The organism is Apibacter mensalis (genome assembly GCF_001418685.1).
Classification (GTDB): domain Bacteria; phylum Bacteroidota; class Bacteroidia; order Flavobacteriales; family Weeksellaceae; genus Apibacter; species Apibacter mensalis.
Genome location: NZ_LIVM01000019.1, coordinates 1 through 2,743 on the forward strand (window position 1 = coordinate 1; position 2,743 = coordinate 2,743).

Genomic DNA, 2,743 nt, shown 5'->3' on the forward strand with positions numbered 1-2,743 from the left:
GAGGGAGAGTGTGTGGTTGAGCGTGGACCCGTTGTTTGAAAAAACGATGACCCCGTATCAATACACCTACCAAAATCCACTTAAGTTTATTGATCCGAATGGAGAAGAGCCAACCCCAGAAGAAGCAGCACGTATGGCAGCCCATGTGTATGGAGATAAGAAAGATGATATTTTAATTGGAGGATGGAGAGTTTCGAATAGCGATTTTGGAATTAGACTAACAGATGAAACAAGTTTAAGATCGTTGGTCTATGAAAGAGTTGTAAATGGGAAAGTAACGGAATATGTTTATGCTACAGCAGGTTCGGTTGAAGTCAGAGATTGGGTTGAAAATGCTAAACAGCCTTTAGGCTTATCCACACAATATGAAAATGCAGCCAATAATGCTAAAACACTTTCAAAAGCACTTAGTAAAACAGAACTTAATTTTGTTGGTCACTCGTTAGGTTGTGGCGAAGCAGCTTTGAACTCTTTAATTACGAGTAATGACAAATTAATAGGTAGAAAAGCATTTACATTTAATGTAGCAGGTGTAGGAAACATAACAAAAATGGTAGAAGGAACATGTTCAACCCCATTTAAATCTGAGAAAAATATCCAAGCTTATATTCTTTTAACAGACCCATTGAATAAATTGCAAAATGGTAATTCTCCATTAGGAAAAATAATGCCCGATGTAAATGGTAATAGACATTACTTATTACCTAAAGATTTACTGTCAGTTTATAATGGACATAGTATGGATAATGTATTAAAGAATTTTGGAATTAAGAACTCAGATGTATATAATAAGTGATGAAAGCAATGATTATGCAATTTGTAATCTCTTGTTTGTTGCTTTCGTGCTTAAATATAAACAGGGATATACCGGTGGATAAAACAGATTTAACAGGCAATGATTACCGTCTTTTTCAAAATACACCGGCTTGGGAATTAGCTAAAGCGGTACAAGATGAAGATGTAAATAAAATAGATGAAATAGTTTTAAAAAATCCTGAATTAATTAACTATCAAGAGCCTAAATATGGTAATACGCTTTTGAAACTAACAGTTATGAATCAACAGCTGAAACCATTTAAAGTGTTATTGAAAAGAAAGGCAGATGTCAATATACATAATACTTTTGATGGTACATCTTCACTTATTGAGGCTTGTAATTCCAAATATTACAATATTAGCTTTGCTAAATTGTTAGTTGAATATGGAGCGAATGTAAATGATGCTGAGATAGGAGAAAGAAGACAAGGGAATAGTACGCGACTTACTCCTTTAATGGCGGCATCTAAAACAGGTAATTTAGATTTGGTTAAATTTTTGGTGTCAAAAGGGGCAGATATTAATTACCAGAATGAGTTCGGTCAATCGGCATTAAGTGCATCTGTAATGATAAACAAATATGAAATATCATATTATTTATTACAACACGGAGCAGATTACAAACGACCTATTTTTTACAGACCAGATTATTCAATACCAACAGAAAATAGAGATCCTAACGACAAAGGAAGACCAATGTATTTGGCAGATGTATTAAAAGAAAATGTAGCGGATGTTGATACAGACGAGTATAAATATAAAATGCTAATAATTGATTTTTTGAAGAGTAAAGGAATAGATTGATGAGCGATACTAATCTCAGATTACATTAAAAATAAAGCTCAAGAAAAATATCCTAAAAATTGGCAAGAATATTTAGAGAAATATTAAAATAAGCAACCCCGCCCTTAGCGGGGTTTTTACTAGAAATTAATTTCCTAAAAGAAGTAGAAAAACTTTAAACAAAAAGATAAAAAAATATTTTACAACACTTAAAAAATAATTACATTTACCCTTATGACTATTAGGAAGAATCCCTATTATTCACTATTTTTAAGGAACAATCTCCCGGCTTTAGACGAAAAAAACGTACGCAGAGCTGAATTGGATGAGTACTATTACGGGGCAAGATACTACAACCCGAGGGAGAGTGTATGGTTAAGTACCGATCCATTAAGCGGTTACAACCCGGTTCTGGAGAGAGAACATTACATAGACGGGCAACACAACGGGGGAGTGTATAACTCGTTTAATCTCAATACGTATATTTATTGTTATCAAAGCCCTGTAAAATGGTTAGACCCGAATGGAAAACAGGTAGTCGCTATCCATGGAACTTGGTCAAATGCCAATACATGGCAAAATAAAGAAGGAATAAAAGAAGTAGCATTAAAAGCCTTTGGAAATATAGAACATGATTTTAAGTTTAATTGGTCAGGAGGAAATTCAAAAGAGGCCCGAACTCAGGCTGCTTATAAACTAATCACACATGTTTTAACGGAAAGATTAAATGTGGATTCAAAAGAACCTCTAACCTTAGTAGGACATAGTCATGGGGGAAATGTAGCCATAGAAGCTATTAATTTAATGGTGGGGATGGAAGAATTTAAGAATGTCGATATTAATTTAATTACTATTAATACCCCTGTAAGAAATGATTACCAATTATCAGGAGAAGCAAATTCTCGAGTAGACCATATAAATGTATACGATAAGAAAGATCCTGTTCAGTCTAAAGGAGGGACAACCGGACCTCTAGAAATGGGGCCTGCTGGTCGTACTTTTGGAAGTGCAACAAATATCTCTGTAGACAATCCTCAAGGAGTAAGAGATGGAATAGGAATAGGAGATTTTCATAATAGTCATAACCGAGTAGATGATTGGAAATCATATATACAACCGTCTAATAATAAGTAATAATTATGAA

2 protein-coding genes and 1 pseudogene are annotated in these 2,743 nt (G+C 33.9%); all 3 read left to right on the plus strand.

Features of this window, described 5'->3' with window-relative positions; translation table 11 throughout:
- Nucleotides 1-796 (plus strand): annotated as a pseudogene (locus ASC36_RS10850) (hypothetical protein); the annotation flags it as partial.
- Nucleotides 796-1,620, plus strand: coding sequence for an ankyrin repeat domain-containing protein (locus ASC36_RS09895; protein WP_055426340.1), 825 nt, complete (start codon nt 796-798; stop codon nt 1,618-1,620). The pseudogene ASC36_RS10850 and the gene ASC36_RS09895, both read left to right, overlap by 1 nt.
- Nucleotides 1,621-1,833: 213 nt before the next feature.
- Nucleotides 1,834-2,733, plus strand: a complete 900-nt coding sequence (locus tag ASC36_RS09900; RefSeq protein WP_055426341.1) for an RHS repeat-associated core domain-containing protein — start codon at nt 1,834-1,836, stop codon at nt 2,731-2,733.
- Nucleotides 2,734-2,743: the final 10 nt, after the last annotated feature.